Origin of the sequence: Mesorhizobium sp. LjRoot246, assembly GCF_964254115.1 — a bacterium.
GTDB lineage: Bacteria > Pseudomonadota > Alphaproteobacteria > Rhizobiales > Rhizobiaceae > Mesorhizobium.
The window spans coordinates 2,222,524-2,247,771 of sequence record NZ_CAXUSN020000001.1 but is presented as its reverse complement, the minus strand read 5'-3'; the positions used below and the strand labels follow the sequence as shown (position 1 = coordinate 2,247,771).

13 protein-coding genes are annotated in these 25,248 nt (G+C 63.5%); 1 reads left to right on the top strand and 12 read right to left on the bottom strand.

The features are described from left to right. Positions 1–56 precede the first annotated feature (56 nt). Complete coding sequence (locus ACSQ3L_RS10770; protein WP_436159924.1) at positions 57–9,278, bottom strand: DUF5801 repeats-in-toxin domain-containing protein; 9,222 nt, start codon at positions 9,276–9,278, stop codon at positions 57–59. A 324-nt stretch (positions 9,279–9,602) separates the two neighbouring features. On the opposite strand from ACSQ3L_RS10770, the gene ACSQ3L_RS10765 reads away from it, so the two are divergent. Next, positions 9,603–10,541, top strand: coding sequence for a transglutaminase-like cysteine peptidase (locus ACSQ3L_RS10765; protein ID WP_436159923.1), 939 nt, complete (start codon positions 9,603–9,605; stop codon positions 10,539–10,541). A gap of 43 nt (positions 10,542–10,584) precedes the next feature. Here ACSQ3L_RS10765 and ACSQ3L_RS10760 read toward each other — a convergent pair whose 3' ends face one another. The 11 genes from ACSQ3L_RS10760 to ACSQ3L_RS10710 form a co-directional block, all read right to left on the bottom strand. Further along, positions 10,585–11,223: a ribbon-helix-helix domain-containing protein gene (locus tag ACSQ3L_RS10760; protein ID WP_436159922.1), complete on the bottom strand. Its 639-nt coding sequence runs from the start codon at positions 11,221–11,223 to the stop codon at positions 10,585–10,587. After that, positions 11,213–12,502 carry an HlyD family type I secretion periplasmic adaptor subunit gene (locus tag ACSQ3L_RS10755; RefSeq protein ID WP_436159921.1) on the bottom strand — a complete coding sequence of 430 codons (1,290 nt, stop codon included), beginning with the start codon at positions 12,500–12,502 and terminating at the stop codon, positions 11,213–11,215. The genes ACSQ3L_RS10760 and ACSQ3L_RS10755 overlap by 11 nt, the downstream gene beginning before the upstream one ends. 41 nt (positions 12,503–12,543) lie before the next feature. Then, the gene (locus tag ACSQ3L_RS10750) at positions 12,544–14,676 is read right to left on the bottom strand and encodes a type I secretion system permease/ATPase (RefSeq protein WP_436159920.1); all 2,133 of its coding nucleotides are present in this window, start codon (positions 14,674–14,676) and stop codon (positions 12,544–12,546) included. A 40-nt stretch (positions 14,677–14,716) separates the two neighbouring features. Further along, positions 14,717–16,165, bottom strand: a complete 1,449-nt coding sequence (locus ACSQ3L_RS10745) for a TolC family protein (protein WP_436159919.1) — start codon at positions 16,163–16,165, stop codon at positions 14,717–14,719. A gap of 470 nt (positions 16,166–16,635) precedes the next feature. Continuing rightward, entirely contained in the window at positions 16,636–17,172 is a 537-nt protein-coding gene (locus ACSQ3L_RS10740) for an invasion associated locus B family protein (protein WP_436159918.1), read from the bottom strand. Beyond that, positions 17,169–17,645, bottom strand: coding sequence for a DUF4189 domain-containing protein (locus ACSQ3L_RS10735; protein ID WP_436159917.1), 477 nt, complete (start codon positions 17,643–17,645; stop codon positions 17,169–17,171). Before ACSQ3L_RS10735 ends, ACSQ3L_RS10740 begins: the two co-directional genes overlap by 4 nt. A gap of 43 nt (positions 17,646–17,688) precedes the next feature. Continuing rightward, positions 17,689–18,354 carry a hypothetical protein gene (locus tag ACSQ3L_RS10730; RefSeq protein ID WP_436159916.1) on the bottom strand — a complete coding sequence of 222 codons (666 nt, stop codon included), beginning with the start codon at positions 18,352–18,354 and terminating at the stop codon, positions 17,689–17,691. Between the two features lie 13 nt (positions 18,355–18,367). After that, a complete protein-coding gene (locus tag ACSQ3L_RS10725; RefSeq protein ID WP_436159915.1) occupies positions 18,368–18,925 on the bottom strand; it encodes an invasion associated locus B family protein in 558 nt (185 codons plus the stop codon). Positions 18,926–18,932: 7 nt separating this feature from the next. Next, positions 18,933–23,921: a beta strand repeat-containing protein gene (locus ACSQ3L_RS10720; RefSeq protein WP_436159914.1), complete on the bottom strand. Its 4,989-nt coding sequence runs from the start codon at positions 23,919–23,921 to the stop codon at positions 18,933–18,935. A gap of 196 nt (positions 23,922–24,117) precedes the next feature. Beyond that, complete coding sequence (locus ACSQ3L_RS10715) at positions 24,118–24,633, bottom strand: helix-turn-helix transcriptional regulator (protein WP_436159913.1); 516 nt, start codon at positions 24,631–24,633, stop codon at positions 24,118–24,120. Positions 24,634–24,645: 12 nt separating this feature from the next. After that, the gene (locus tag ACSQ3L_RS10710) at positions 24,646–25,095 is read right to left on the bottom strand and encodes a hypothetical protein (RefSeq protein ID WP_436159912.1); all 450 of its coding nucleotides are present in this window, start codon (positions 25,093–25,095) and stop codon (positions 24,646–24,648) included. Positions 25,096–25,248: the final 153 nt, after the last annotated feature.

The following is a 25,248-nucleotide window of genomic DNA, read 5'->3' as shown; positions in this document are numbered from 1 at the left end:
AGCTCCCCTCGATATTAGCGATGTATAACATAATCGCATGGCCGCGCGCTATGGCGTTACACCACGTTTGCCGTTGTCGTATGTTGGTTCACGCCGTCGTCGTAGAGCAGCGTGATGGTGTTAGCCACAGGCAGGGTGGTCAGCGTCGCCACATCGATGAAGCTGGGACCGCCGGTTGTCCCGTTCGCGTCGACGCTGAGTGTGCCTGTCGCCGCGTTGTAGTTCACGAAGTCCCCAATATTGGCCCCTCCAGGCGCCGTGTCGAACAGCGCGGTCAGGTCGATCTTGTCGCCCTCACCACCAGGGCCGGTGCCGTGGTAGTCGGTGATGAGATCGTTGATGTCGAGATGATCGAGCTTGAACGTGTCGGCGCCGGTACCGCCGGTGAGCGTATCCTGGCCCAAACCGCCGATGAGCAGGTCGTTGCCGTCGCCGCCGCTGAGGATGTCATTGCCTGCGCCGCCGGCAAGAACGACGCCATCATTCCCATCGACGGGGGCAAATGCGGAGTTGTGCGCGTCGAACGTTTGCGCGGAAGTTGTGGCGATCGTCAGAGAATCGGCAAGGGGCGAGGTGTCTCCGTCGTGGTCGGTTGCCGACAAGCCGAAGTTCATCGTGAGATCATGGACGGTCGTTACTTCGCCATAGGTAATGCTGTTGACCGCGAAACTCGGGTTGCCACTGACGACGTGATCATAAGACACATTGACGTCATCGAAGCTATGATTGACGTACAATGTATAGGTCTTGGTAGCTGCATCAAAAGCCCATCCATGTCCGGCGTTAGTCGCCAGGAGAGCGAGATCCGAGGTCTCCACAACTTTGATCGAGATGTTACTGTTACCCGAGGGCTTCGCGATCTGAATGTCGAAATCCCGGACGGTGCCTCCATTGTCGAGGACATGGAACTGCACATCCGAAGTACCGTTCCCTCCCCATTTAACCAAATCGAAGCTGACTGTTGATTGCTCCTGCGAGAAGTTGAGGTGCAAGGTCTCGCCTACTTCCATTTGCTGCGACGTCCCGCCGACGGCGATACCCACATTCGACGCCTTGACCTCCTGCGGACCGCTAATGTCGGTGCCGGAGATCACGAGCTGGCCGTCTGGAGCCGTTAGGAACGCCTGTGCCCCACCCGAGGACGTGAACGCAGCGTCGCCGGTCACCGTTATGGTGGTGACCACGGACGTCGAATTCAAATCGAAGTGGTAGGTTCCGTCCGCATTGAGATCGAGCGTGAAGAAGGCGCTACCCACCGGATCGCTCGGGCTCGAATAGGAATGCATCAGTACACCGCCGTCTGCCTGCGGAGCCTCGGTGTAGTAGAACGTGAAGACCACATTGTGCGTGGTTGCATCTTGAACATCGACTTTCGTAACACCGGTCAAGTTATCGAGAGCCTGGACAAAAGTAACTGCGCTTCCCGCATAGACACCGCTAGCCTGAAGCGCCAGCGACAAGTGATCGAGGCCATCGGCGCCGAATGCCGCGTTGTAGAGTCCCGTGAAACTGGTACCGGCTTGGTTGGCCACTACGGCATCCATGACGGAGGTGAAGACCGGGCCGTCGTCGAGGAAGGACACCTGCTTGCCCAGATCGATGTGGGCATTGGCCGTATCGCCGTCCTTGTCGGCGATTGTCGCCGTCAGTGTCACCAGGTTGCTATTGAGGCTGATGCCTTCCGAGCTGTCGGTCGGGCTGTCGGCCGAGCCTTCCTTGACCGAGCGGTCCTGGGTCAGGGTCACGATGCCCGTCGCCGGATCGACCGCGATGACGAACGCAAGGGCGCCGCCTACCGAACCGACATGGCCTTCGATGGCCCCCGTGACGGCGTTCAGCACCAGCACGTCGCTCTGGCCGGTCTGCGCGTCGGTCAGGCCCGACGCGGTGCCGTTGCCGCCGGTGATCGACAGCGCATAGGCCACCGTCGCACTGTCGGCACCCTGCACCCAGGTGAAGGCGCCGCTGAAGTCGCCCGTCGTATGCGTCAGCGCCAGGCTCGGCGTCGAGCCGTTGATGCCGTTGGTCGCCGCCGTCAGGTAGCTCTCGTCAACCGACAGCGCAGGCTGCGTGAACTGCTGGTTGACCGCGATCGCCGGGCCGTCGTCGAGGAAGGACACCTGCTTGCCCAGATCGATGTGGGCATTGGCCGTATCGCCGTCCTTGTCGGCGATTGTCGCCGTCAGTGTCACCAGGTTGCTATTGAGGCTGATGCCTTCCGAGCTGTCGGTCGGGCTGTCGGCCGAGCCTTCCTTGACCGAGCGGTCCTGGGTCAGGGTCACGATGCCCGTCGCCGGATCGACCGCGATGACGAACGCAAGGGCGCCGCCTACCGAACCGACATGGCCTTCGATGGCCCCCGTGACGGCGTTCAGCACCAGCACGTCGCTCTGGCCGGTCTGCGCGTCGGTCAGGCCCGACGCGGTGCCGTTGCCGCCGGTGATCGACAGCGCATAGGCCACCGTCGCACTGTCGGCACCCTGCACCCAGGTGAAGGCGCCGCTGAAGTCGCCCGTCGTATGCGTCAGCGCCAGGCTCGGCGTCGAGCCGTTGATGCCATTGGTCGCCGCCGTCAGGTAGCTCTCGTCAACCGACAGCGCAGGCTGCGTGAACTGCTGGTTGACCGCGATCGCCGGGCCGTCGTCGAGGAAGGACACCTGCTTGCCCAGATCGATGTGGGCATTGGCCGTATCGCCGTCCTTGTCGGCGATTGTCGCCGTCAGTGTCACCAGGTTGCTATTGAGGCTGATGCCTTCCGAGCTGTCGGTCGGGCTGTCGGCCGAGCCTTCCTTGACCGAGCGGTCCTGGGTCAGGGTCACGATGCCCGTCGCCGGATCGACCGCGATGACGAACGCAAGGGCGCCGCCTACCGAACCGACATGGCCTTCGATGGCCCCCGTGACGGCGTTCAGCACCAGCACGTCGCTCTGGCCGGTCTGCGCGTCGGTCAGGCCCGACGCGGTGCCGTTGCCGCCGGTGATCGACAGCGCATAGGCCACCGTCGCACTGTCGGCACCCTGCACCCAGGTGAAGGCGCCGCTGAAGTCGCCCGTCGTATGCGTCAGCGCCAGGCTCGGCGTCGAGCCGTTGATGCCGTTGGTCGCCGCCGTCAGGTAGCTCTCGTCAACCGACAGCGCAGGCTGCGTGAACTGCTGGTTGACCGCGATCGCCGGGCCGTCGTCGAGGAAGGACACCTGCTTGCCCAGATCGATGTGGGCATTGGCCGTATCGCCGTCCTTGTCGGCGATTGTCGCCGTCAGTGTCACCAGGTTGCTATTGAGGCTGATGCCTTCCGAGCTGTCGGTCGGGCTGTCGGCCGAGCCTTCCTTGACCGAGCGGTCCTGGGTCAGGGTCACGATGCCCGTCGCCGGATCGACCGCGATGACGAACGCAAGGGCGCCGCCTACCGAACCGACATGGCCTTCGATGGCCCCCGTGACGGCGTTCAGCACCAGCACGTCGCTCTGGCCGGTCTGCGCGTCGGTCAGGCCCGACGCGGTGCCGTTGCCGCCGGTGATCGACAGCGCATAGGCCACCGTCGCACTGTCGGCACCCTGCACCCAGGTGAAGGCGCCGCTGAAGTCGCCCGTCGTATGCGTCAGCGCCAGGCTCGGCGTCGAGCCGTTGATGCCATTGGTCGCCGCCGTCAGGTAGCTCTCGTCAACCGACAGCGCAGGCTGCGTGAACTGCTGGTTGACCGCGATCGCCGGGCCGTCGTCGAGGAAGGACACCTGCTTGCCCAGATCGATGTGGGCATTGGCCGTATCGCCGTCCTTGTCGGCGATTGTCGCCGTCAGTGTCACCAGGTTGCTATTGAGGCTGATGCCTTCCGAGCTGTCGGTCGGGCTGTCGGCCGAGCCTTCCTTGACCGAGCGGTCCTGGGTCAGGGTCACGATGCCCGTCGCCGGATCGACCGCGATGACGAACGCAAGGGCGCCGCCTACCGAACCGACATGGCCTTCGATGGCCCCCGTGACGGCGTTCAGCACCAGCACGTCGCTCTGGCCGGTCTGCGCGTCGGTCAGGCCCGACGCGGTGCCGTTGCCGCCGGTGATCGACAGCGCATAGGCCACCGTCGCACTGTCGGCACCCTGCACCCAGGTGAAGGCGCCGCTGAAGTCGCCCGTCGTATGCGTCAGCGCCAGGCTCGGCGTCGAGCCGTTGATGCCATTGGTCGCCGCCGTCAGGTAGCTCTCGTCAACCGACAGCGCAGGCTGCGTGAACTGCTGGTTGACCGCGATCGCCGGGCCGTCGTCGAGGAAGGACACCTGCTTGCCCAGATCGATGTGGGCATTGGCCGTATCGCCGTCCTTGTCGGCGATTGTCGCCGTCAGTGTCACCAGGTTGCTATTGAGGCTGATGCCTTCCGAGCTGTCGGTCGGGCTGTCGGCCGAGCCTTCCTTGACCGAGCGGTCCTGGGTCAGGGTCACGATGCCCGTCGCCGGATCGACCGCGATGACGAACGCAAGGGCGCCGCCTACCGAACCGACATGGCCTTCGATGGCCCCCGTGACGGCGTTCAGCACCAGCACGTCGCTCTGGCCGGTCTGCGCGTCGGTCAGGCCCGACGCGGTGCCGTTGCCGCCGGTGATCGACAGCGCATAGGCCACCGTCGCACTGTCGGCACCCTGCACCCAGGTGAAGGCGCCGCTGAAGTCGCCCGTCGTATGCGTCAGCGCCAGGCTCGGCGTCGAGCCGTTGATGCCATTGGTCGCCGCCGTCAGGTAGCTCTCGTCAACCGACAGCGCAGGCTGCGTGAACTGCTGGTTGACCGCGATCGCCGGGCCGTCGTCGAGGAAGGACACCTGCTTGCCCAGATCGATGTGGGCATTGGCCGTATCGCCGTCCTTGTCGGCGATTGTCGCCGTCAGTGTCACCAGGTTGCTATTGAGGCTGATGCCTTCCGAGCTGTCGGTCGGGCTGTCGGCCGAGCCTTCCTTGACCGAGCGGTCCTGGGTCAGGGTCACGATGCCCGTCGCCGGATCGACCGCGATGACGAACGCAAGGGCGCCGCCTACCGAACCGACATGGCCTTCGATGGCCCCCGTGACGGCGTTCAGCACCAGCACGTCGCTCTGGCCGGTCTGCGCGTCGGTCAGGCCCGACGCGGTGCCGTTGCCGCCGGTGATCGACAGCGCATAGGCCACCGTCGCACTGTCGGCACCCTGCACCCAGGTGAAGGCGCCGCTGAAGTCGCCCGTCGTATGCGTCAGCGCCAGGCTCGGCGTCGAGCCGTTGATGCCGTTGGTCGCCGCCGTCAGGTAGCTCTCGTCAACCGACAGCGCAGGCTGCGTGAACTGCTGGTTGACCGCGATCGCCGGGCCGTCGTCGAGGAAGGACACCTGCTTGCCCAGATCGATGTGGGCATTGGCCGTATCGCCGTCCTTGTCGGCGATTGTCGCCGTCAGTGTCACCAGGTTGCTATTGAGGCTGATGCCTTCCGAGCTGTCGGTCGGGCTGTCGGCCGAGCCTTCCTTGACCGAGCGGTCCTGGGTCAGGGTCACGATGCCCGTCGCCGGATCGACCGCGATGACGAACGCAAGGGCGCCGCCTACCGAACCGACATGGCCTTCGATGGCCCCCGTGACGGCGTTCAGCACCAGCACGTCGCTCTGGCCGGTCTGCGCGTCGGTCAGGCCCGACGCGGTGCCGTTGCCGCCGGTGATCGACAGCGCATAGGCCACCGTCGCACTGTCGGCACCCTGCACCCAGGTGAAGGCGCCGCTGAAGTCGCCCGTCGTATGCGTCAGCGCCAGGCTCGGCGTCGAGCCGTTGATGCCGTTGGTCGCCGCCGTCAGGTAGCTCTCGTCAACCGACAGCGCAGGCACCTTCACATCGGCCAGCGCCACCGTCGGCGCATCATCGTTGAAGGTAATGGTCAGCGTGCCGGGGACCGGCGAGCCGTCGGCGTCGGTGATCACATAGTCGAGATTGACTGTCGCATTGTTCTCGTCGTTCGGGCCTTGCGCTTGGAGGACGTTTTGGAGCAGCGTCACCGTGTAGGCACCGGTCGCCGGGTCCGTCACATGTACCGTGAACAGATCCCCGCGCGGCCCTGTCGCCGTCAGTGTGTTGCTAACCGCGTCCCAACTGTAGGTAACGCTCTCCTGGCCGACTGTACCGACGCTGGCGTCCAGCGTCGCGAACGAGAAGCCGTTGGCACCGGCGCCGTCGCCGCCGACGCTGCCGCCCAGCGTGCCCGAGAACGTCGCCTCGTTGTTGTCGCCATCGGTGTTTGGCACCGCCAGGTCGCCCGTCGTGCTCGCCGGATTGCCGCCGGCAAGGCCGTCATCGTCAACCGTGGCCGCAGCCGTGCCAGTCGTCGGAACATTGGCGTCCGTCACCGCAAAGCTGATGCCGGCCGTTGCCGTGTCGCCATCGCCGTCGGTCACCGTAAAGGTCGCCGAAGCCGCACCCGTGCCGATGACCGGATTGTTCGCGGTAAACGAGTAGTGGCCGTCAGCGGTGACCTTGATGAAGCCGTCGCCGATGTTGATCAGCTGCGAGTAATTGCCGTCGCCGCCGAACACCAGCGCCGTGGCGCCGATATGCGTCACCGTGGCGCCGTCAGCGCCAGCAACGAAGTCCAGTGTTCCGGTGATCGTCGCGCCTTCGGCGACATCTTGCGAAGCCTCATTGGTCGCCGTCGGCGTATCGTCGGACACTGTCACGTTGACCGTGCCGGTCGCCTGGGTGCCGTCGATATCGGTGGCAACCACGCCGACATGGCCCAGATTGACCAGGTCGTCGAGATTGATGCCGGGATGGGCGTCGTAGTTGTTGTTCAGCGTCGCCGTCACCGTCGCCACATTGCTGGCAACCGACAGATCCAGCGTCACCACCGTCACCGCGCCGTCCTTGCCGACGACCTGGGTGTCCGACACCCGGGTCCAGGTCAGGTTCGCGGTGTTCAGCCCGCTCAAATCGGTGCCAAAGGCGATCGAGGCGATCGCATCCGAGCCCGGCGTGAAGGTGATCGCGTTCGAGGCGAAGTCCGGGCCGGCCGGCGTCGAGCCGTCGCTCAGGTTCTGGTCGTCAAGCGCCAGCGTGATCGGAGCGCCAGCAACCGGGCCTGCACCGTCGGTGATCGTGAAGGCGATGTTGGCCGTCGAGGTGTCGAGGTCGCCGTCCGTCACCGTGTAGGTGGCGTTGACCGCAACCGGACCCGAGCTGTTGTCGACCGAGGCATCCGGCGTGAACGAGTAGGATCCGTCCGCCTTCACCTGGATGCTGCCCGCGCCGATGTCGATCGACTGCGAGTAGCCCGTGCCGGCATTGAAGATCAGCAGCGTGCCGTTGACATGCGTCACCGTCGCGCCGTCGGCGCCGGCGACGAAGTCCAGCGTTCCCGTCAGCGCCGGAGCACCTTCCGCAACCGCCTGCGAGGCTTCATCATGCGCCGTCGGCACATCGTCGACGATTTTGACGGAAAGTGTGGCGTTGGCGCTCTGCAGATCCTGGTCGGTCAGCGTGACGGTGAAGTTCTCGAACAGGTTGTTGGTGCCCTGGACGGCGGGATGCGCTTCGTTGTCGACCAGCGTGTAGGTGTAGCTCACCTGGCCGGTGGCGGCATTGTAAGCCGTCACGTTGAGTGTGTTGCCGAGCGCGGTGGTGAAGGAACCCGCGGTGAACACGCCGTTGGTGATGAAGGCGTTGCCGTCGATCGCCAGCGAGTGGATGCCGTCGGGCGAGGAGACGGTGAAGGTGCCGGCGCCGGTCTCGGCCGTGCTTGCCGGATCGGACCCAGGTCCGCCCGGCGTGCCGACATTCAATGCCGCTTCGTTGACGATGACGTCGCCGCCATCGGCCTCCGGCGTCAGGTCGGTGATCACGGGCGCCGAGTTGCCGATCGATATCGTCAGCGTGGTGTGCGAGGTGTCGCCGTCGCCATCCTTGATCGTGTAGGTGAAGACGTCGTTGACGCCGCCAGGCGTGCCGGCAGCACGCACATAGCTGTATGAGCCGTCCGACTGCAGCGTCAGCTTGCCGTAGGTGCCCTGGATTTCGACGCCGAGCGTGGCTGCATTGTCGACATCGGCATTGGTGTTGCCGGCCTGGACGCCAACAACCGACGCGCCATCGGCGCCCTTGGTGTCGGCAACGCCGTCCGTGGTGTTGGCGTCGACCGCATCGGTGCCGCCGACAAGCACATTGCCCGTCGCGGGGCCAAACTGGCCGGCTGCAATGCTGTCGGTATCCGCAACCGCCGTCGGCACGTCGTCGACGATGGCGACGGCAAAGGTGGTGGTGGCCGCATCGCCGTCGACATCCGTGACCGTGATGCTGAAATTGTCCGGAACCGTGTCGCTGGGATCGAAGCCGTTCGTCTGATTGGGATGAGCGACCGATTCGGTCACCGTATAATTGTATTCGATAGCGCCCGTGGTCGGATTGAAGGAGACGATCGTGATGTAGCCGAACTCTCCCGGGATTTTGTCGCCGACGGCGGTGACGGTGACGCCGTTGATGACGATCGACCCAATTCCATCCGGCGCCTCGATACTGATTGTTCCAGTGCCGGACGTTTCCGAATGGCTCGGCGCGTCGCTACCCGGCGATTGTGTCGGGCCGCCGTCAAGGCCGGTTTCGCTGGCCGCTTCGCTCGGAGCAAGCAAGGACGTGGCCGTCACCGTAACCTGCCTGTCGACGATGGACGGGAACAGCTCGCGCCGTTCCAGAAGCCCAAACTGCAGGGCCGTCGGGGGCAGCAAATCCGAAAGGCCAAACCCGTCGCCGATGCCGCCGGGGGGAACCGAGAAGTCTCCGCCTGCGCTTGAGTTCGAACCGCCCGGGCCGGCCGAGATGGAACCGTCGGCACCGAAGGCGACATCGACATGGCTGGCTTCGAGCGCCGCCAGCAGCGCAACGCGCGGCACCTCGACGTCGCCGATGATGAAGGTCGGCACGTTCAAGGCGCCATCCTTGATCACGATCACCGAACCGTCGGCCTGCTCGAGCACAAGGTTCTGGCCATCGACCTTGATGTTGTCGATGGAGACGTTGGCCGGAAGCCTTACCACGTGGCTGGCGTCGGCTACATATTCGTGCGGCGCGGCTGCCGGCGGTGCCTTTGCTTCCGCGGGGGCTTCTGGTTTGACGGGCGCTCCGCCGCCGACATCGACCGGCACCGGTTCGGACGCCGCCGGCGCGGGCTGCTGCGTCACCGTTGCTTGTGCAACCCGGATCTCTGCCGGCGATGTCTGATCGCCGTGTTCAGTGGACGCGGAATGCTCGTTCAAGGAACCCGAAAAGCTGTCCAACTCGATATTGGTCGTCATGGCTAAAACCCCTCCGATATTTCCCGGATAGAGACAGCGGCCACTTCTACTTTGCAACAGTCCCGCAATCTATTTCATATATTCCAATATGCATTGCTCGGCATTTTTTACACGTGGTAAACTACAAACATATAATCTGATATATGTTGGCTCCTGCCTCAGCGATTTGACCGAGGATGAGCCGCGAATCTTTGGTAAATGGAAGTATAAATTTGAATAAAATTTTACACAAAATAGACGAAGCCATTTGCGAGAAAGTTATCCACCTTCCTTTCCGATAATTTGAGACAAGATTGGTAGCGTCCACAGTCAAAGGTGGGCGTTATGAAAAAAGAAAACTCAGCTCTGGGAAAAACCGGGCTCAAAGTGTTCCTGCTGGCAATCGGGCTTGTCGGCCTGGCCGGGCCGTCATTCGCGAATGCCGTTTCCAGCGATATCGCCGCATCCGGCACGCCTTTGGAAACAGTCGGGACGCCGCCTTGTCTCGGCGGTGTTTCGCTGGCGAGGCCCCGGCCCTGGCAGCCTGAGGCCGCCTACCGGATCGGCATGGTTTTCGGCAGCTATGGCCCGACGGTTGCTGCCCCCGAGGATGGCTCGTCAATGGCACAAGCCGGGATCGATCCGGTGCAGACGGCGTCGATCATTCCGGGCGTATTCGGATCGGTTGCCTTGTCGATGCGCAATTTTCCCGTCGCGGCTCGCTGGGCGCCGGTCTACCGGGCGATCACAGCCTGCTCGGCAGGCAGCGCCTGCGAACATAAGAGTGCGGCCTTTGCCGGCATGATCTCCGCCGCTCAGGGCAAGGGATTCAGCGAGAAACTATCCTTCGTCAACAGCAGCGTAAATCGGCTAATCGCCTACAGGAAAGACAGCGTCGTCTACGGCAAGCTCGACTATTGGGCAAAGCCTTCGGAGATTCTCGAGCGGCGCGCCGGCGACTGCGAGGATTTTGCCATCCTCAAGATGACGGCTCTGCTGAGGGCCGGCATTCCAACGCAAAGCATGGCGCTGGTTGTCCTCCAGGATCGCAAGCGAGGCTTCTTTCACGCCGTGCTGTCGGTGAGCACGGGCAGCGGCACCTTCATTCTCGACAGCCTCAGCAACGCTGTCGTGCGCGACAGCGATCTCCCGGATTACGTTCCGCTCTATTCGTTCAGCACGGACCGGGCCTGGATCCACGGTTCAAGACCGGGCGGAGCCCAGATGGCCGACATCAAAGGCGGTTTCGCAACCGTCGCGCCTGGCGAAGGTTTTCAGCCATAGGTTTGCGTTAAGCCATGGATCTCCGCCAGGATTGACGACGAATTCAGCCGCCGAAGACGAACGCCATCAGCAATTCCGGCTCGAGCACAGGCGCCCGTACCGCATTCAACTGACCCCGGTATCGACGCTCGCCGGCGCCGATGACAAAACCGGTGGATACCGGCGCTTCGCCATTGGCATCGAGCCGCGCGAAGATGTCGGCTACATTGAGATCCAGCGCCAGCTTCAGGTCGTGCCGCGCATCATCGTTTGGGGCTATCGGCAGTTGACGCTTGACCAGCTGCTGGAACGGCGCGTTGAACGTCAGGATCTTCTTCGACGAAGCCAGGGCAAAGGCCGGCGATGGGCAAGCGAGCAGTATGGCGCTGATGGTGTTGATCGACGCTAGCCTTCGCAAGGTCAGGTTTTCGTCGCCCAATCCACGCATGCAGGCCACCCTGATCGCGGATGTCAGGTTACCTGTCTGTGCCTGGCTTTCGGCGATCTCGTCGATGAGCATGCCGATCGTGCATTTCCTGCTTTCGGCCATCTGCTTGAGCGACAACCAGAATGCCCGTTCAAGACGGATGCCGCGTCGTATGCCGCCACGCGCCACAACCCGAAATTCCAGCCCAAAATCCTCGGCCGCGACTGGAGGAAGCAGCCGCTCGCGATCAGGATGAGGGTTGGCGCTACCGCTCACTCATCGCCTCCTCACGCGCTTTGTTGATCGGTTTCAAAAGGTAGTGCAGGATCGTCTTGCGTCCGGTCTTGATGTCGACGGAGCAGATCATTCCGGGGATGATCGAATAGGCCTTGCCGTCTCTCTGAAGTGTCGATTTGTCCGTCGACACGCGTACCTGGTAATAGGGTTCCCCTGTCTTCTGATCGACCAGGCTGTCGGCTGTGATGTTGGAGACCTTTCCTTCGATGCCGCCGAAGATCGAGAAATCATAGGCGGTGACCTTGATAAGCGCTTCCTGGTCGGGGCGGATGAACGCGACATCCCGTGGCGAGACCCGTGCCTCCACCAGCAAGGTCTCGGAGGTTGGCACGATGCCGGCCACGACGGCGCCAGGCTGCACGAAGGCACCGACCGTGTTCAGCTCCAGCGTGTTGACGATGCCGTCCACGGGAGACCGGATATCGGTGCGCGCGACCTTGTCGGTGGCCCCCCTTATGGTCTCATCCACCACCGAAAGCTCCGCCAGCGCCTGGGTAAGGTCGTCCAACGCCTCCTGCTGCAGTTGCAGGCCAAGTTCCTCGACCTGAAGCTGGGCTTCCGTGATCGACGATTTGATCTTCTTTATCGTTTCGCCGGCCAGGTTCAGCTGGCCGTTGAGGTCGGTCTGCTCGCGCTCCACCCGGAGCTGCTCGGTCCTTGCCATCAGGCCCTTCTTGACCATCGCGTCGACCAGTTTTGCCTCCTGGTCGCTGACCGCCAGGTTCTTGATAAGACGGTCGGAATTGGCCTCCGCCTCGGCCAGCTCCTTCTCACGCTGGTCAAGACGTGACTTGAGCACGGACAGCTTGTTGTCGAAGTTCTCGCGCCGGGCGACGAGCAGCTTCTGCTCATTGTCGCAGATTTGCGGCGCGACCGACTGAATGTCCTGCGGGCACGGAAATGGACCCGAGAGATTGCCGCCCTGTTCGTATTTCAGCCTTGCGATGCGCACTTCCAGCGCACGCGCCTTGGCCTGCTGCTCGCCAAGGCTGGACGTGTTGAGCGTATTGTCCAGGCGGATGATGAGATCGTTCTTCTTGACGACCTGGCCAATCGTCACGGCGATTTCCTGAACGACACCGGCTTCGCTCGCCTGAATGATCTGGGTCTTGGAGGCAGGTATGACCTTGCCGTCGCCGCGTGCGATCTCATCGACTTCGGCAAAGGATGCCCAGGCGACAAAAACGACGAAGAGCGCTCCTATGATGAATATGGACGCCGACGCAAACAGCGGCGGTCGATCTTCCCTGGCAAGCATTTCCCACGCCCCAACGCATTGGATGCATCAATATTTGTTTGTCAGGCGCTTGTTTTCTGCAACGCCTGTATGACTTGTTCCTTCGGTCCGTCGGCTACGATCTTGCCCCGTTCGACAACGATCAGGCGGTCGGCCAGCTCAAGCATGCTGAAGCGATGTGTGGACACGATCAGCGTGGTGTCGCGGTCGAAGGCGACTTTGAGCTGCTTGATCAACTGGCGTTCCGACGCGAGATCCATCGAGCCCGACGGCTCATCCAGAAAGACGATTTTCGGCTTGGTCAGCAGCAGGCGTGCGATCGCCACCGTCTGCCTCTGGCCGCCGGAAAGGTTGGTTCCGCGCTCGCCGACATTCATGTCGTAGCCGCGCGGGTGGCGTGAGACGAAATCGTCGACGCCAGCCGCCTTTGCCGCTTCGATGATCTGCTCATCGGTGGCCTCGGGGCATGCCATCAGGAGGTTTTCCTTGATGGTGCCCGAGAACAAATCGCCAGCCTGCGCAACGATGCCGACCGCGGCGCGAACCTCCGACGGGTGATACTGGCGAATATCGATGCCATCCAGCAGCAGCTCACCGGAGCTCGGCAGGAAAAGCCTGCCGATCAGCCGACCCATCGTCGTCTTTCCCGATCCTATGCGGCCAATGATGCCGATCCGCTCACCCGGCTTCACCGAGAAATTCAGGCCGGTCAAAACCTCGTTTTCCGTGCCGGGATAGACAAACCCGACATTCCTGAACACCATCGCCCCGTTGCGAATGGGGCGGTTGACGAAACCCACCGTGTCCGGTCGGTCTTCCGGCTGAGCCATGATCGAGTTCACCATTCTCAACGAGAGCATGGCCTGGCGGAACCGGGACAGCGTGATGGCGATCTGGCCGAGCGGAGCCACCGCCCTGCTCGCCAGCATCACCGTTCCTATGATTGCTCCTGTCGAGACATGCCCTTCCGAGAAGGCATAAGCGCCGGCCACGACCAGGGCGACGGTCACCAGCTGTTGTATCGACTGGGTTATGTTGCCCGCGGCCGCCGAAAGCTGCTTGATCTTTTCTGACGTGTTGGCGGCGTTCTTGGAGTGCTCTCCCCATTTTCGCAGCAGATACGCCTCGGCGCGCAGCGATTTGATCGTCTCCAGCGTGGAGATGGATTCGACCAGCAGCGACTGGCGTTGCGACGCTTCGTTCATCGAGGCGGCGACGCGCTTGCCGATACGGCGCTGGGTGACCAGGCCGACGATGACGGACATCACGAAAGCCACCGCCGGTATGATCACCAGCCAGCCGCCTATTGCATAGATCACGAGAAGAAAGACGAAGACGAATGCCGTGTCGATGAACACGCTGATGGTGTTGGAGGTGAAGAATTCCCTGACGAACTCATATTGCGTCACCCTGTTCGCATATTCACCGGTCGAGCCGGGACGCGCCGACAGCGACGAATTCAGCACTTTCTCGAACAGGAGATACGATATCCGAAGATCGGCCTTGCGCCCGGCATAGTCGATGAGGGAAGCCCTGGCCGTCTTCAAAAGCAGGTCGAACAGGATGACGGCGCCAATGCCGAGAGCCAGCACCCACAATGTCGATATTGCCTTGTTCGGCAGGATCCTGTCGTAGACGTTCATCGTGAAGATTGGCGAGGCTATGGCCAGAACGTTGATGAACACCGCCGCCAGAACGACCTTCGAATAGGTGCGCCAGAAAGCGCCCATCGTCCCCGTCAGCCAGTGTCTCCGCTCGATCTTGGCTGCGGAGCCGACCTTCATCCCCTCGGTGGCATTGGCATAGGTGATCGAGAAGGAAGCGCCGCCGCTGATGTAGCTGGCGGCCAGCTCCGATCTGCCGATCGTGGTGCGGCCGTCTTCCTGGGGCGCGGTGATATACGCATCGTCTTCGGTTTGAGCGAGCAGGGCGACAGGCAATTGGCTGACGCGAAAGACGATGGCCGGCAGGTCGATGCGCCCCCTGAGAAAGTCGCGGTGGCTGAACTCGGTGACTTCCAGGCCGATGCGCTCGGCAAGGTGCCTGATGTCGTCGACCTCAATTCGCGTATCCGAGAGCGGCACGCCGGCGAACAGCACGGTCTCCGCGCTCGGCCTGCCGAGATAGCCGGCAACGGCCGAGAAGCAGGCCTTGAATGCCTCCTTAGGCGAAAGGATGTTGGGTTGCTGGTTCACGATCTGCCCGCAAGGACCTGTCGCTTGACCTTATGCCGTCTTACTTCTTCCTTACCGGGGCGAGGATGTCGAAAGGCAGGTCGTTCTTCTGCTCCGATGGCGTCCGCGCATAGGTCTCGGTGTCCGCGGTTTCGGGTGTGTTGAACTCGGTCCGCGCATAGGCCGTGGCTTGCTTTGCCGGCTCAAGGTTCATCGTTTTCAGCAACTGTCCCGTCGCGGCCAAAAGCCGGTACTGTGCAAACAGCGACGCATAGGACGCTGTATCGGCCAGCGTTGCCGTGTTGAACCGCGTATTCTGGGCGTCCAGCACGTCGAGCAGCGAGCGCTGTCCTACTTTGAACTGCTCGCGATAGGACACGACCAGCTTTTCACTGGAAGAGGCTTGCATCCTGAGCGTCTTTGCCAGATCGGCTTGCCGGAAACGGCGATCCCATGACGTGCGAACGGCTTCCTCGATTTCGCGCAAGACCTGGTGATAGGCAAGCCGCTGCTCGCTGGCGCGGCGGATCTGCTCCTGTTCATTGGCCTTGTCTATGCCGCCACGATACAGGTTCCAACGCAGCACCAGACGCGCCTGCAGGTCACTGGTGCTCCCGTCGTCGCCGTCAATGTCTGTGCCCCCCCTAGCCCGACCTTCGGCAATGACTTCAGGGCCATATTTCGCCCGGGCCGCATCCACCAGGGAAGCGGCAGCGTCGATATCGCTGGTGGCCATGTGGACGCGCGGATTGTTCTGTCGTGCCAGGCCTATCGCGTCATCCAGAGACCGCGGAAGTGCGGCGGCGACATCACCAGGGCGCGAAGCATTGACCAGCGGCTTGCCGACGGTCTTGAAGAACCGGATCTTGGAGGCTTCCAGTTCTTCGGTCGCCTCCTGCATGCGTGCCTTGGCCGCGAACAGACGTTCCTCGGCCTGTTGGCGGTCGGCCTCGTTCAGCGCCCCGCCTGAGATGCCTTGCCGGATGTCGCCGAGGATCGCCTGATGGAAACCCAGATTCTTCTTGGCTTCGGCAACGATCGAGGCCTGCAGCATGTATTCGAGGTAGTCCTGGACGACAGAAAGCCCGATGAATTCGGACCGTTCCAGCACCCGGAACGACGCTCCGTCGACTCGCGATGCCTGGCGGTTCAATTCCGCGCGCCGCGCTCCGCTGTCGAATAGCTTCTGCGTAACCACCAGATCCGCTTCCGCCGGATAGAGCGAATCGTTCTCTATCGACAGCGAGCGCCGGGACGAATTGTCGAGCCGGCGAACGCCAGCCGATCCCTCGACATCGACACTGGGAAGATAAAGGCCCTTGGCCTGCCGCAGCTCGAATTCGATGGCTTCGCGGTTTTCGATTGCCTGCCCGATCTCGGGATTGGATTCCACCGCAACGGCCATCGCTTCCTTGAGCGTGAGCGCATGAGTGCTCCCGCAGGTCAGCATGGTGGCCGCCATCAAAAGACCAAGGCGTCTGCCTATGGTCGACATGCTTGTCGTATTCATTAAACCCACCCTAACGTTTCCCCAGCGTCCTTTTCAGAACGCTAAAACCAGGCCAAGGCCTGCCCGTCGGTGGATTATTCACAAATTCACGAAAGATGTGAGTGATTATTGGTTTAGCAGCCTCTAAAGAGACTTTTTAGGCAACAAGGCTGCGAGATGTAGCAAAAATAGCACATAAATGCCGACCCGCTGCGGTTGTATCCGGACACTTGCCGGGTGTGGAAAAAGCGCGGAAGCAGAAGGCCGTGGGCCGAGATGGCCAGAATCACGGCCGGATAGTGGATAATGGCTGTTGACGATTCAATCAGGAGTTGGGTCGCTGCTTCGGGCAACGCCACCTTCGTGCCGCGTTAAAAATACTCGATCGCAGCGGCCGGCGTGCGCGTCCTGTTCCCCCGTTACGGCCATAGGCCGGACAGCGCGCACCGTTGCGGAAACCACAATCTGTCGCGGACTGAGTCGCCTCCCCCTTAGTTCGCGCTCAACGCCACCATGCGGTCGAGCGCCGCGGTCAGGCCGCGAAGCGAGACCGGGAAGGTCAGTGGGGTCTCGGCGTCCGTCGTGACATTGAGCTTCAGCACCGAGCCTCCCCTCAGCTTTGCAAGCGTCGGCCGATCAACGGTAAAGACCGAGACGCAACCCGTCGGCAGGCAGGTCCTGAATCGCTGCGGGGACAGCGGCGGCTGATCGTCGATCTGCAGCGTCACGCCCTGATCGAGCAGGATGCCGAAAGGCAGAAGCAGCGTGGCCGTCGTCGAGCCGTCCGCGCGCCCCGCGATCTCCACGGCGAGAAGCCTTTGGCCGTTCTTCTGGACCTGGTCCTGCGCAAGCGAGCACGCTCTCGCCTTCTCGCGGACGGAACAGGTCACACTCCAGTCCTGGTAGACTTCACGCAGCGACGACGGTCCATCCGGGACAGCCGCCACCTGTTGCTGGGCAGACGCCGGCGACATCAATGAAAACAGGATTGCCCCACATACGGAGACGGCCTTCGGGCCAAGCCTCATGTGCAGACCCACTCGCGGATCTTGCATTTCTCTCCCGCCGCCTCACAGGCCTGCAGGGCAAGATCCTCCGCTTCCCGGCGGGTCTCGGCGGAGTTCACGCCCCAGGGCGTCAGTCGCTCGGTCTGCTTTTTCTCGGCCACGGCCAGGGCGCCGCAGTGTTTGTAGGGAAAGCCGGTCTCGTCATCGTCGTTCCAATGGCGATGGTTGCGGAACACGGTGACGACGGTGCAGGTCTTTCCGCCGGCGTTCTCGCAGTATTTCAGCGCGATGTCCTTCGCCTCCTGCCGCTTGTCCGCACCCCAGAAGAAGCCATACTCGGTGTCGGCGCTGGAATAGGCTATCGCCCCCCAGATGCCTTTTTCCTCCTGCGGCGGAGCGGGCGGTTGCTCAGGTCCCGGCAGGTCGGCCGAGACGACTTGCCCGGCCCAGAGCAGCGCAATGCCTAGAACGGCGGCCACAGATCCCGATCTCATCGTCAGCAATCCTCTGCAGGGGTTCGTCGTCATCACCTTGGTCCTACTTCGCCGCCGAAGCGACGGAGATCACCACACAGCTTTTGCCGGTCGGCAGGAGAAGCGCTTCACCGGAGTTGCCGCCGAGCTCGTAGACCTCGACCTGCCCGAGATGGTCGGTGATCTTGCTGCCCTGCGGCAGAATGGTCGCAATGTCGGCGCATGGGCTGGCGAACGGCGCCACGCGCACCATCGCTCCCTCGCAACCCGTGGCGGTCGGCGATGCGAAGACGACGCCGGCGGCTGGTCCGCTATAGCGTTCCGACGCATAATCCATGCCGACGAAGGCCTGGACGGCGTGCTTGTCGGCGGCCTGGTCGTTCCACAAGGATTTGACGCTGTATTTCGTGCCGTTCGTCAGGATCTGTCCTAGCACCGGATAAACGGTCGAGCAGGCCTGCACGCCGGCTTGCTTGACGTGCTCGAGGAAGGGCGTGTCGGGAAGCGCGGGAGTGGCTGTCTCGGCCTGTGCGGCCGTCGCGCTGCCTATGAGATTGGCGATCGCGGCATAGTTCCCGGCGGCGAAGCCGAGGCCCGCCACGACCAGTCCCAGTAGTGAATATCCGGCGACGCGTGGCCACCGCCGCGGTGTGGGCTCGACCCGCCTCTGCCGATCCGCCTCGACGGTCGGGGTGCGTTTTGCGGGCGTGAACTGGTCCTGCTGGCTCATGGTGGTGCCCCGGTTATTTGAGTGGTGAAAGGGCCTCTGACAGCCCCTTGAGCGTTGCGGTCACGGTGATCGTCTGACCGTCGACGGTCGAGTAGGAGATCGCCGGTGTCGCATTCTGCGATATCTGCCGGCGCATGACGGGGCCGACCGGCAACATGCCGACACAGACCATTTCGTTGCAGCCGTTCAGCTGCACATCGATCGGCTGCTTCTGTCCATCGAACTTCAGCGACACCAGGCCATCGCTCTTGGCGTTCGGTGCGGTGCGCAGGATCATGTACGGCTTGCCGTCCTGTGTGGCTGCAAGCGACCAGCTGAAGGCCATCTTGCCGGACGCGTCCTCGATGATCTGCGAGACGTTGCAGACCTTCTTGCGGGCCTTGAGGTTCTCGTCGCAGATCAGCGTCCAGTTCTCGAACGGGCGGATGGTGCGCTGGTAGTCTCCGAGCTTGACCTCGGGCGGGAGCACCACGTCCGAAGGCTTGATCCGGTAGGTCGACGCGACCTGCCCGGCGGCTGGCACGAGGCCGCCGCAGAGCGCCAGGCAGGTCAGGGCAACAAGTCCTTTCATTCCTGCCTCAGTTCAAGGTGAAGCTGATGCCGGCGCCGACACCGACATGCCCACCCGCGGCCGTGCCCGACAGATTGCCGCGTATGCGGCCGTCTTCGCTGGTGTAGCCCGCACCGAAGGCGAAAGCGCCTGCGTCGCGCCAGAGGCCGCCACCCGCCGCGACGCTCAGCTTTCCGGGCCTGTCGTCGTAGCGCAGCGAGGCGGCCGCGAGGCCTATTGCGGCCGCCTGCCGCGCCTCGTCGCGTATGCCGCCGATGTCCGAATTGAGCTGGCTGAGCTTCTGGTCTGTATAGTCATTGGCCTGCTGCAAGGTCGTGACCGCCACCTTGTCGGTGTAGTCGTTGGACGTATCGATAGCGTAGGCCACGCGGTTGTCCGTATAGCTCTTGCCCGCGGTCAGGCCCTGGTTCATCTGGTCGACGTTGACCGCATCGGTCCCTTTGACGCCGGGGCCGACATTGGAGATGACGACCGGCGCGTTGACGTCGCCACCCTGCAGCGTGATGGTGTTCGACTTGACGCCGCCCGGGGCGTCATAGGTCACCGCGTTCTGGGTGATGTTTCCGACGCCGGCTTTCAAATCCTCGATCGCCGTGTTGGTGGCGAAGAGCTGCGAGCCGTTTATCGCATCCGTGCTGCCGGCATCGACGCGACCGGCGGCGACATTGGTGATCGTCCGCTCTGCGCCGGCGTCGCCGACGCTGACGGTTCCGGTAGGCGTCGTTCCGGCGAAGGTGTAGGTCTTGCCGCCGATGTCGGTGCTGGAGGTTCCGACAGCGGCCTGCGTCACCGAGCCGGAACCGAGCGCCACATCGTTGGCGTTGTTGGCCTGCGCGCCCTGGCCGAGCGCGACGGCGCCCTCTCCGGTGGCCGTCGAGCCATGGCCCGCGGCCAGGCTGTCGTTGCCGCTCGCCACGCTTTCCGGCCCGATCGCCACCGCGTTGGTGCCGCCGGCGATGCTGTCGGCCAGCGTCGAATTGGCGTGGAAGTACTTGATGCCGCCGCCATTGTTGATGGTGGTCAGGGCATTGTCGACGGCCGTGAAGCCGTCATAGACGGTCGAATAGTTGTTGCCCTGGATAGTGTAAGTGGGTCCGGTGATCGAGCCGTCGCCGTTGACGACCGAAGTCCCGCCCAGCTGATCGACGAAACTCTCCGACACGCCGCGAAGCTGCGAGACGTTGACGCCGTCGGTGTCGGCCGAACCCGCCGCGACATTGGTCAGCTTGCGTTCGGCCCCGGCGGCGCCGATCGACACCTCGCCGACCGAGGTCTGCGCGCCAGCAAGCCCATAGGCCGCGTAGTTCGTTTGTGCGCCGACCGTGGTGATGGATTGCGCACCAAGCGCGACGCTGTTGATGAAGGTGCTTTGGGCGCCGGCGCCGAGCGCCACCGACTGGATGCCGGAGGCGAGCGAATTGGTGCCGAGCGCCAGGCCGTCGGCCAGCATCACATGGGCGTTCTGGCCGATGGCCGTTCCGCCAGGTGCTGTCTGGTCGACGATGGCGCCATTGCCGATGCCGACGCCGTTGTCGCCGTTGACGACCGTTGTCGGGCCGACCGCGACCGACTCGGCTCCGACCGCGAGCGAGTCTACCGCCGCCGAATTGGCGTGGAAGTATTTCGTCGAGGTGACCGACACGGCAGCGATGGCGCCGGCGAGCTGGCGCACCGTCACCGCGTCCTGGTCCTGCGTGCCGTCGGCCACATTGGTGATCTGCCGGTAGGTGTTGACGTCGCCGACCGAAACGGCGCCGAGCAGCACCTTGTCGGTCGTGTTGTACTGGATGAAGTTCGACGGACCGGCCGCGATCTGGCCGGTGGCGGGAGCGATCGCGCGATCGGAGACCGAACCCGAGCCGAGCGCCACGCTGCCGTCGATGCTGGCGTCGCTGTCGCGGCCGAGCGCCAGCGCGCTGACGCCGGTCGCGGTCGCCTGGTAGCCGACGGCGGTGGAGCCGACCCCTTGGGCGAAGGAATCTGTCTGCGCCAGCCCGGCCTCGTTGGTGCGGGCATAGCGGATGCCTTCGCCATTGGCGTCGGTAAAGACGGTCGAGGTGTCGCCGGTGATGTTGTTGATGGTGCTGCCGATATTGGTCAAGGAGCTGCCGATGGCGTCGACGGCCTGGTTGGTGGCGGCGAGCTGCGAACCGTTGATCGCGTCGGTTGACGTCGAACTGATCCGCCCCGCGGCGACGTTGGTGATGGTGCGTTCCGCACCGACCGCGCCGATGCTGACCGTCGAGGTCGGAGTGGTGCCCTGGAAAGCATAGGTCGTGCCGTTGATCACGGTGCTCGGCGTGCCGACAGCGACGCCGGTGACACTGCCCGAGCCGAGCGCCACGTCGCCTGCGTTGCCAGCGGCGGAGTTCGCGCCCAGCGCGAGCGCATTCGCGGCGCTGGCATTCGCCTGGAGGCCGAGAGCGGTCGCCTGAGCGCCAGTGGCGAACGAGTTCTGGCCGACGGCAGTGCTGGAGATGGCCGTGGCGTTGGCGTTGGCGCCGATGGCGGTGCTGTATTGGCCAGAGGCGTTGGAAATGTATCCAATCGCCGTCGCGTCGAGCGCCGAGGCGACGGCGCCGCTGCCGAAGGCCGACGCGTTGGCGTCGGATGCGCTCGAATTGACGCCGGCCGCGATGGCGTTCGTCCCCGTCGCGGTCGCGACGGGTCCGATGGCGACCGAGTCCGTGCCTGTCGCCGAGGAGTCCGCCGCCGTCGAGTTGGCGTGGAAATACTTGATGCCGCCGCCGACATTGATGTTGTTGACGACGGCGCCGATGGCGTCGACGGCCTGGTTGGTGGCGGCGAGCTGCGAGCCGTTGATGGCGTCGGTTGACGTCGAGCTGATCCGCCCCGCGGCGACGTTGGTGATGGTGCGTTCGGCGCCGGGCGCGCCGATGCTGACCGTCGAGGTCGGGTTGGTGCCCTGGAAGGCATAAGTCGTGCCGTTAACCACCCCACTGGCCGTGCCGACCGCCGTGGTGGTCACCGAGCCCGAACCGAGCGCCACGTCGCCGGAGCTTGCCGCCGCCGTCGCGCCATTGCCCAGCGCGACATTGCCGGCGAGGCCGGCGGCACCCGCCGTCGAACCGTTGCCCAGCGCCACGGAACCCTGCCCGATCGCCTTGTTGCTGTTGCCGATGGCGACAGCGCCGTTGGCCATATTGGCGGCGGTGGCGGTCGCCGTGCCGTCGCTGTTGGCGATGTTGTTGGCGCCGCCGGTGAAGGCGCCGGTGCCGCTGGCGTAGCTCGGATCGCCGATCGAGACCGCGCCGTCGCCGTAAGCAACGTTGTCGGCGCCGATCGCGACGGCCTTCCCCCCGCTTGCGAACGCCCTGGTGCCGATGGCGACGGCGTCGGCGGTATCAGCAAAGGACTGGAGACCGACCGCGATGGCGTTGGTTGCAGTCGCAAAGCTTTCGCGTCCCATCGCGATCGCGTCGTCCCCGGATGACGTCACGTCCGTGCCGATGCCGATGGCGCTCGCTCCACTGGCGCTTGTCGCAAAGCTGCTCTGGCCGACATAGACGGAGTTTATCCCGGTCGCCCTCGTCCCAACGCCGAGAGAGATGGAGTTCAGGGCGCTGCTTTGGGCGCCGCGGCCGAGCGCGGTACTGTCGATTCCGCTGGCGGTTGCCCCCAGTCCAAGCGCACTTGCGTTCGCGGCGATGGCCCTGGCGTTGTTGCCGATCGCGGTGGTCGAGACGTCCGTGGCCTGGGCTCCCGACCCCGCCGCGACCGAGCCTACTCCACTCGACACGGCCGAATTGCCTAGGGCCAATGCGAAATTGCCCGAAGCCGTGGCGACGTTGCCGAACGCTGCCGAGTTTGACGCCGATGCATTTGCCTGGGGACCGACGGCGGCGGCATTAAGGCCGGTGGCTTGGGCCTGGATGCCCACGGCTGTCGAACTGGTACCACTCGCAACCGAATCAGCGCCCATTGCGGTGGCGAAAGCGCCGGAAGAGACCGCATTGGTGCCGATCGCGATGCTGTTGGGCAGGGCGGTATTGGCCTGAACGCCTGCAATCGCGCCCAAGCCGAGCGCGATCGACTGGTTGCCCCAGGCGCTGGCGTTCCGACCCATCGCCGTGGCGCTCGTGCCCGTTGCCTTGCTTTGGCGTCCGATCGCAGTGGCGTCGACCTGAGACGCCAGTACGTCCGTGCCAATGGCGATGGCGCTGTCTTGAAGGGCGCCCCCTCCCGCAATAGTTCGATTGCCAAGATTGACGGCGTTGACCGCGGTCGCGGTCGCCTGGAAGCCGATGGCGATGGCATTTTGGTTGCTTGCGACGGCGCTATTACCTTGGGCAAGCGAATCCAGCCCGGATGCTGTTGCCCCAAACCCGAGCGCGGTGGCGCGCAGCCCGGTCGCCCGGGTAACATAGCCGATCGCCGTCGAGTTCGTTCCGTCGGCACGCGCGTTCAGGCCAAAGGCGGACGCGCCTGCGGCTGCAACCGAGTTGACGCCAATGGAGCTTGCTGCGTCTCCGTTTGCGTGAGCATTGCCGCCTAGGGCAAGGGCATTGACGCCGGTCGCGGCCGCAAAGACACCGATGCCTATGGAGTTGAGGCCATTGACACTCATCGAATAGCCGATAGCGATCGTAGCATCGCCCGTTGCACTGTTGGCGGTGCCCAACGCCACGGCGTTATTGCCATTCGTCGTGGCACCGTTACCGATGGCGACGGCGTTGCCGCCTGTCGCCGAGCCGCCGCCAGCCTGGTATTGCGCCTGAGCCGGCGTCGCAGCCATGCCGATCACGAAGGCGCCCAGTATCGCGGCCGCCGCCGACATCCCGCCGACACCCAACGTTCCCAGCCCCAGGCGCTTGCGCCCCATGCCGAGCGCACGATGCGCCATGCGCAACACCGCCATCAAGCGGCGGCGAACCGAGCGAGAGCCATGACCGGCCCCCGCGATCCAATGCCCGGCGAAATGCGCCGCGCGACGCTGAACAAGAAGCGAGCCGTTCGAAAACTGGTTGTCGGTCATGGTTCCCTCTCCGCTGGCCGGCACGAAATGTCTGACAATTCCGTTCCATCGCAGGAAGACATGATTCCTGCCTGCGGTATTTCACGAAATTGCTGTCTTGTGAGAAAAGATCCGAGCATATCGGCAGAGGTTAACAGCTCGTTACCTTAGAGACTGCTTTAAAACTAGGCAAACAAGCAATTCCATAAGCGTCGCCTCACCTAACCTTGGCGTTAAGCTTGCCGACCCGCAGCTGCAGCGGCGTCACCTGCCTATATTTCTTCATAGCGGTGGTAAAATGGCTCTGGCTCGAAAATCCGCAGGAATGAGCGATGTCGGCGATGGTCATGCGGCGGTCGGCAAGCAGTTTTTCAGCCAAATCCAGCCGCAGGTCGAGGACGTACTGGTGCGGCGGCACCCCGAACGTCCTCGAGAAAGCCCGCATGAAGTGATAGGGTGAAAGCCCGCAAACCGCGGCCATCTCGGCAAGCGCCAGCTTGCGCGTAAAGTTCTTGTCCAGGAATTCCTGCACACGGCGCGTGCTACGCACGGAAAGCCCGCCTTTTGCGTTGAGCGTCGGCTGTCGCGAATTGGCTCCGGAAACCGATCCGGGGGCACCATCCTCACCCGGCATTTTTCGGCCTCCTGATTCGTTCCCGATGAGGCTCAACCCTAGGCTTCCTTCCGCGTTCCCCTGAAAAACAAATCGTGATTGAACGAAGTTGACCGGCATCGCCAACCCCATTCATGGGATCGTTCCGGCCGGACGGCGAACAAGGCGCGGACTGCATGACATTCCAGACGACTCCTGCGGAGCTTGGGGCGGATTTGCAGCGGGACGTATTTTGGAAAACTCCGCAAGGCTTGTAGAAAATTCCGGTCTTGGGTCGCGGGGCAGCAGGTGTTGCCATTTTGCCATGATCCGGCCCTCAGCGCTTGAAGGAAGCACGCCCTGCCCCGGTTGGCGTTCTTCCCCTGTCAGATAGCGATGCGGCGGCATGCCGAACGTCGCGGCGAACCATGCGATGAAATGATTGGGGAAAACCCGCGCCACGGACGCCGGTTCGGCGACCATGACTTTTCGCGCGAAGTTCTCGTCGAGATATTCCCGCACGCGTCGCGCATCGCATTCCGTGATCCTGTCGCTGCCGAGCGAAGTTCTCAACTTGCGGGCGGGCGCAGGCACGATGCCCACGGAGTGCTCCTTGGCCAGGGATGTCCGCGATCTGGGACCGCGAGCGGAGTGTATGACACTCCCCCGCGCGGTGGCCCTCCTGGGACCTGCACTTTCAGGAATTATGTCCAAGACGTATCGAGCAGTCCGTTCTCGATTGACGCCTCGGGAATC